General features: G+C 69.0%; 9 protein-coding genes. 6 read left to right on the top strand and 3 right to left on the bottom strand.

Translation table 11 applies throughout. The annotated features are described in order from the left end of the window. Positions 1–40: 40 nt before the first annotated feature. On the top strand, positions 41–1330 hold the full coding sequence (locus CWIS_RS10760) for an MFS transporter (RefSeq protein WP_048343297.1): 1290 nt from the start codon (positions 41–43) through the stop codon (positions 1328–1330). Between the two features lie 64 nt (positions 1331–1394). Here the strand turns inward: CWIS_RS10760 and CWIS_RS10755 are convergent, their stop codons facing one another. Both CWIS_RS10755 and CWIS_RS10750 read right to left on the bottom strand, forming a co-directional pair. Continuing rightward, complete coding sequence (locus CWIS_RS10755; RefSeq protein ID WP_048343296.1) at positions 1395–1682, bottom strand: DUF1905 domain-containing protein; 288 nt, start codon at positions 1680–1682, stop codon at positions 1395–1397. Next, a complete protein-coding gene (locus tag CWIS_RS10750) occupies positions 1679–2128 on the bottom strand; it encodes a hypothetical protein (RefSeq protein WP_156186626.1) in 450 nt (149 codons plus the stop codon). Before CWIS_RS10750 ends, CWIS_RS10755 begins: the two co-directional genes overlap by 4 nt. Before the next feature lie 87 nt (positions 2129–2215). On the opposite strand from CWIS_RS10750, the gene CWIS_RS19850 reads away from it, so the two are divergent. The 4 genes from CWIS_RS19850 to CWIS_RS18385 all read left to right on the top strand — a co-directional run bounded on the left by CWIS_RS19850 (position 2216) and on the right by CWIS_RS18385 (position 4406). After that, positions 2216–2500 carry a MafI family immunity protein gene (locus tag CWIS_RS19850; protein ID WP_156186625.1) on the top strand — a complete coding sequence of 95 codons (285 nt, stop codon included), beginning with the start codon at positions 2216–2218 and terminating at the stop codon, positions 2498–2500. A gap of 265 nt (positions 2501–2765) precedes the next feature. After that, positions 2766–3014, top strand: coding sequence for a hypothetical protein (locus CWIS_RS18390; RefSeq protein WP_156186624.1), 249 nt, complete (start codon positions 2766–2768; stop codon positions 3012–3014). Positions 3015–3018: 4 nt separating this feature from the next. After that, positions 3019–3528 carry a hypothetical protein gene (locus CWIS_RS10740; RefSeq protein WP_156186623.1) on the top strand — a complete coding sequence of 170 codons (510 nt, stop codon included), beginning with the start codon at positions 3019–3021 and terminating at the stop codon, positions 3526–3528. Positions 3529–3929: 401 nt separating this feature from the next. Further along, positions 3930–4406, top strand: coding sequence for a hypothetical protein (locus CWIS_RS18385; protein WP_156186622.1), 477 nt, complete (start codon positions 3930–3932; stop codon positions 4404–4406). A 102-nt stretch (positions 4407–4508) separates the two neighbouring features. Here the strand turns inward: CWIS_RS18385 and CWIS_RS19430 are convergent, their stop codons facing one another. Then, complete coding sequence (locus CWIS_RS19430) at positions 4509–4781, bottom strand: response regulator transcription factor (protein ID WP_048343291.1); 273 nt, start codon at positions 4779–4781, stop codon at positions 4509–4511. Positions 4782–4801: 20 nt separating this feature from the next. Here CWIS_RS19430 and CWIS_RS10725 point away from each other — a divergent pair, with 20 nt between their 5' ends. Continuing rightward, a complete protein-coding gene (locus CWIS_RS10725) occupies positions 4802–5158 on the top strand; it encodes a hypothetical protein (RefSeq protein ID WP_048343290.1) in 357 nt (118 codons plus the stop codon). Positions 5159–5284 lie beyond the last annotated feature (126 nt).

The raw sequence follows: 5284 nt of genomic DNA, 5'->3' as shown, positions 1-5284 counted from the left end.
CCGCGACGGTCCTCGACTACCTGCCGCCTACAGTGAGGCAGTGAGGTCCCTCGTCGTCGACACGACGCCCCTGCGGATCAGTCCCGCGTTCCGCAGGCTGTGGTGGGGGCTGTCGGTCTCCAACCTCGGCACGCAGCTGACGGTCGTCGCCGTGGGGCTGCAGGTCTACGACATCACCGGCTCGACCCTGTCCGTCGGGGTGCTGGGGATGTTCGCGTTCGTCCCGCTCGTGATCTTCGGGCTGTACGGCGGGGCGATCGTCGACCACTACGACCGCCGTCAGGTCGCGCTCGTCGCGAGCCTCGTGTCCTGGGCCGCGATCATGGTGCTCGCCGTGCAGGGCTGGTTCGGGAACGAGCACGTCGGGCTGCTGTACGGGCTGACCGCCGTGCAGTCCGCAGCCAACGCGGTGAACTCCCCGGCGCGGTCCGCGATCATCCCGCGCCTGCTCGAGCCGCGGCTCATGCCCGCCGCCAACGCGCTGCAAGCCATCGGCTTCCAGACCGCGCTGACGGTCGGCCCGCTCGCCGGCGCAGCGCTCGCGTCCATCGACTTCGGCCTCGCCTACACCGTCGACGCGGTGCTGTTCACCGCCGCGCTCGTCGCGGTGTTCCGGCTCCCGCCCGTCCCGCCCGAGCCCTCCGACACCCGCCGCGCGCGCGTCGGCCTCGGCTCGGTCGTCGACGGCCTGCGCTACCTCGGCACCCAGCCGAACGTGCGCATGACGTTCCTCGTGGACCTGTGCGCGATGGTCCTGGCCATGCCGCGCGTCGTGTTCCCCGCCGTCGGCATCTGGTACCTCGGCGGCGGCGCGACCACCACCGGCATCCTCACCGCAGCGCTCGCGGTCGGTGCCGTGACGTCCGGCCTGCTGTCCGGCGGGCTCGCGCGCGTGCGGTGGCAGGGGCGCGTCATCACGTGGGCCATCACGGGGTGGGCCGGGTCGGTGGCGGCGTTCGGGCTGGTGCTCGTGGTCGTCGGGCGGGATCGTCCGGAGAACGTGCTGTGGGGGGCGCTCGCGATCGCGTGCCTCACCCTGATCGCCGCGGGCGCGTCCGACGAGGTCAGCGCCATCTTCCGGCAGACGATCCTGCAGACCGCGACGCCCGACGACATGCGCGGGCGGCTGCAGGGCGTGTTCATCGTCGTCGTCGCGGGCGGGCCGCGGCTCGGCGACATGTTCATCGGGTCCGTGTCCACGGTCGTCGGTGAGGGCTGGGCCGTGGTCATCGGCGGCGTCCTGTGCGCGAGCGTCCTGTGGCTGCTGGTCCGCACCCAACGCACGTTCTGGCGCTACGACGCCCGCGCCACCCTGACCACGCTCACGTAGGTCGCCCCGGGAGCTCGGTCCACGGCGGTCCGTGCGCTCGTGCCGTGACACCGAGGCACGGGTGTCAGGTCAGGCGCTCCGTGAGGTGGACCGTGACGTCGTCGCCCACGGCCTTGCCGAGCTTCTTGCGGAGCTTCGCGCTGATCGAGAGCATGTGCCCGCCCGAGCCGGTCGGCATCAGCCCGGCCGTCACGGGCTCGCCGTCGACCGTCGCGACGACCTTGACCGCCTTGCCGGTCCCGAACAGCTCGACCGAGCCGGGGACCTCGACGCACGACCACACGTCGTCCTTTACCGTGACGCCGATCGGCGCGGAGAACGTCAGGTCGACAGGACCGGGGCTCGTGCTCATGGTGTCTCCTCCATCTGGCCGGGCTGGCTCGCCCTCGACCCTATGGGGGCGTGTCGGCGGCGCAGGCCGGCCGTGAGCCGGCGTGCGCCGTCGTCGGTCCGTCTGGGCCGGGTTCGGAGTGTGAGCCCGCCGACGACCGTGCGGGCCAGGGTGCCCGCCTCTCCGTCCGACGTAGGGGTGGTGCTCTCCGTCTGCGAGCCTCCGGGCTCCGTAAGGTCAATCAGCTGCTCGTCGTCGCCCTCCGGGATGCCGTCGGGCAAGGGCTCCGCCTCCGGGTCATCCGGAGGCTCCACGACCTGGGCGGACACCACCTCTGCGTCCTGCAGCTCCGGCACACCCAGACCCGCCACCACCGCGGCCAGGTTCTCTGTCCGCGCCTCCAGCGAGTCGACCACCTCGTCGTCCGCACCCGCCAGTGCCGGGTCCAACAAGAGCGCGAACGTCACGGCAGCCGCCACGGTGCGCGAGGGTGTACCAATGCGGGTGATCGTCGAGCCTGGTGGCGAGGGCATCATCACCGGATTCCCGCTGCCATGACGGGAGAAGCGATGGACCCGAGCGTTGTGATCGGCGAGTTGAGACGGGCGCTTGAAGGTGCAGGCGGTCTGCCTGCGAGCGATGTTGACTCGATTGCGGTCTTGATCAATGCTGGCGAGTGGCGGCTTGCGCTCGAGACGCTCTGCACCCAAACGTATGAGTACGACGTTGAGGTGAGTGAGGAGCAGCGAGCGCTCCTGGGCCGTCTCGGGCGGGTACTCGACGTGCCGGCGGGTTACCTGCTCGGGGACCCGTGGGCGCCCGCACCGGGTGAGCCGTGACGACGCTGAACATCGACGCGACCGTCGCGGCCGAGGCGGCCGTTGAGCCAGGGACTGCCTGCGGCCGGAGGGGCACGAGGTCCGCGTCCCGCGCCCCCCAAGCCAGATGGTCGGGCTGGGTCCCTTCGCTGATGGCCGCACTCCTGGCCATCGTGTCCGTCATCTTCGGTTCGGCCCAGCGGAGACAGCCGCAAGCACCGCAGCCAGGGTCGCTCCCGAAGCCGAGAAGACGATCGCCGTTATCGGTCGGCTCCCGGATACCGCGGTGGCGAAGAACTGGCCCGGTTACGAGGTGCTCGATTTGCCCGAATGGACGATCGCAAGGAACGATCAGTGGGTGCAGAGCGTCATTGATCGCAAGATGCCTGTGTACGTCGGTTCGAACCCGTCCTGGGGGAATGTTTGGGATGCGGCTGCTGGCAGGACGACCGTGTTCGGCCGCGAACTCGGTCAGTTTACGAGTGCGGGCTACACGTGGGATGGCTGGTCGATGCTTCCCCCCGGAGGTGGGTGAATTGATGGCGCAGTTCGACCCGGGTGTCCCGCAGCAGCGCTCGTTCAATGGGTTCGGCCCTGCATCGATCCCTGACCCTCGCGATAGGGTTCTCGACGACTTCCTCACATCGGTGATGGCGGGAGGGCCGGACGCGGTAGCGTCCGCGTCCGCGTCCGCGTCGGAGGCCGGGCGCCGAGTGCTGCGGGCGCACGCCGAGCGCCTTGCATCGCGAGCGGTCCGCGGCGGCGACCCGGCGCTACTTGTCCAGGCCCTGGTCGCAGCCGTTCTCGGTGGGCTTGATGAGAACGCATGGGAGGCCATGATGCCCATGGCATTGATCGACGATGCCGGGCGCCGGCTCGGAGTCGACCTACCCACCCTGTTCGACGATGTTGCCCACATCGTTGGTCATCCGGGAACGGTCAACCTGATGGTCTGGCTCACCCGAGCTCCGGAGGACAGGACGCCTGGGGCGATGGGCTTCGTGGCGGCGAATGACCAAGAGGGCTTCCGCTATCGCTGGGCGCCCTGACGCCGAGCGCGAAGTCGTCGAAGCGCTACCTCGACAGGACTTGCGATGCCGCCGCCGTCGCAGCTCACCCGCCGCCGGATCAGCCCTTGTGGGGCTCCTTTCCCGCGGCACGACTCTGGCCGCGATCCCGAACTCTAGGTGGGCTGCGAGTAGCGTCCTCCAGCAGCACACCGACCCGTTCGGTGCGGCGCGAGAGCACGCCGAGTACCCGGAGATCCTTCAAGCGATTGGATTGTCGCGTGAACGAGTACGTCGAGCTCCGTGAGAAGCGAAACCGAGGCTGGCCCTGGCCTGAAGCATCTTTTGGTCTCTCGCCGATGTACGGGGAGGACGGATGGTGCAGGGAGTGCGGAACGCCGAATCGGTCCCAGGCCGGATCGCTTGTGCTCCAGGGACGCGGGATGAGTGCCCACGGCGCGTGGTTACCACACTGGTGCTACGAGGCGATGTGTGTCGATAGCCGGTTGGCTTCTCGAGTTCGTGCGCGCTTCAATGTCGAGCTGCGAGCGGTCGAATGGCGCGGATCGGCAAAGGGCGATGCCTGGCAGCTCGTGGTCCCGGCTACTGGCGAGTCGTGGTTTGACCGTGGAGAGCTCGAGGCGGCGGCAACAGCGCGGCACGGCCTACCGGGATCGCTCTGTCCCGTCTGCGGTATCTGGAAGTGGATGCCTCTGGGCTACGGGGAGTTGCCCCGCGTCCGAGCCTGTCTGGGCAAGGACGCGCCGGATGTCGTTGCGAGTCCCGAGTGGTTCGGCGATGGCATGAGCGGCTTTCGGCAGCTGCTGGTGCGGCGGGAGCTGGCGGAGGTGCTGGCCGGCGCCAGCCCGAAGGACTTCGCGGTCCGGGCCGTCAAGGAGCTCTTGCCCGTCGAACGGTGAGGTGCTCGGCGCCCGTCCGGCTGTCGCAGGGCTGGTCGTGCGCTGCGCTGTTCGGCCGACGGCAATGCGCCGAGGGTCGGATCGGCAACCCGCCGGCCCGAGCTAGTGGCCGACGATGATGAGGCCTGATTCGTAGGCGGCTACGACGAGCTGGGTGCGGGTGGTGCAGCCGAGCTTGCGGAGCAGGGCGTGGACGTGGGCTTTGACGGTGGCTTCGCCGACGCCGAGCTGGTCGGCGACGTCGGGGTTGGAGCGGCCGCCTGCCCTGGCCGCGTTCCAGGGGCATACGCGCCTTACGACAAGGTGGTCGATGCGTCCGGAGCGACGGTCGGCTACACCAAGACGACCGTTCTTCCTGACGGGGCGGTCCTCCACACCGAAGATAAGTTGAGCGCATGACCGCGTCACCCGATCGACTCCGCCTTCTCGAGTTCGTGATCGGTTTGGTCGGGGATCTCGATGCCAACTTCGCTGCTCTTGCGGCGTGTGGCCCGGCTCAACCGGGCGCAGGGGTCCAGGTCGATCGTTCCCTGCTCAGGGGCGTGCTTGATGCCTTCGGGAAGAACGCCATATCAGCCGTTCAACTTGAGCGATGGGCGGAACTGGCGCAGGGAGCTGACGACGTGACGCTCGACCCAGCAGACGAGGAGTACTTGGCTGCGGCGCTTTTCGAGCTGTCCTCACCGCAACTCTTCGGGTCGATGGATGAGATCGTTGCGGACCTCCGACGTCGTGACGACGGCAGGGCGTGACGCGGCCACGGCGGGTGATCCTTGTGGACGGCTCCGCGATGTCCGCGATGGCAGGTGGCCGACTCGCTTGCCCGCCTGGGGACTGCTGCAGGGCTGGTTGACACTCTGACCTGCCCCACGGTTCGG

Source organism: Cellulomonas sp. A375-1 (genome assembly GCF_001040865.1).
Lineage (GTDB): Bacteria > Actinomycetota > Actinomycetes > Actinomycetales > Cellulomonadaceae > Cellulomonas > Cellulomonas gelida.
The sequence above is the reverse complement of the archived record's forward strand: the minus strand, read 5'-3'. Positions and strand labels throughout refer to the sequence as shown.

Bases quoted from the DNA above. Each gene is read 5' to 3' on its own strand.
- CWIS_RS18385 (WP_156186622.1), top strand. From the start codon at position 3,930: ATGAGTGCCCACGGCGCGTGGTTACCACACTGGTGCTACGAGGCGATG.
- CWIS_RS10755 (WP_048343296.1), bottom strand. From the start codon at position 1,682: ATGAGCACGAGCCCCGGTCCTGTCGACCTGACGTTCTCCGCGCCGATC.
- CWIS_RS19850 (WP_156186625.1), top strand. From the start codon at position 2,216: ATGACGGGAGAAGCGATGGACCCGAGCGTTGTGATCGGCGAGTTGAGA.
- CWIS_RS10725 (WP_048343290.1), top strand. From the start codon at position 4,802: ATGACCGCGTCACCCGATCGACTCCGCCTTCTCGAGTTCGTGATCGGT.
- CWIS_RS10740 (WP_156186623.1), top strand. From the start codon at position 3,019: ATGGCGCAGTTCGACCCGGGTGTCCCGCAGCAGCGCTCGTTCAATGGG.